General features: G+C 64.8%; 1 protein-coding gene. It reads left to right on the top strand.

Annotation, left to right across the window (positions count from 1 at the left end; genetic code table 11):
- Positions 1-261, top strand: a 261-nt coding sequence (locus IB279_RS36870; protein ID WP_192341301.1) for a VCBS domain-containing protein, incomplete at both ends; no start/stop codon positions are given.

The raw sequence follows: 261 nt of genomic DNA, 5'->3' as shown, positions 1-261 counted from the left end.
AGGCAACCGATCAGATCGGCTGGAGCTTCAAGGTTGCCGACAGCGTGCTCGACTCGCTGCAGGCGGGCCAAAAGCTGACGCAGACCTATGACGTCTCCGTCGACGACGGCAAGGGCGGTACGGCGACCCAGACGGTGACGATCACGATCACCGGCACGAATGATGCCCCGGTGATCACGTCCGGTTGGCAGCTCGGCGGCGTGGTGGAGCGCTTTGACGGCTTTCCGGGCGAGAACACGGTCACGCACACGCAGGACGGCA

This window comes from Ensifer sp. ENS06, from assembly GCF_014852205.1.
Lineage (GTDB): Bacteria > Pseudomonadota > Alphaproteobacteria > Rhizobiales > Rhizobiaceae > Ensifer > Ensifer adhaerens.
Note: the sequence above shows the minus strand (reverse complement) of the source record. Positions and strands in the feature narration are given on the sequence as shown.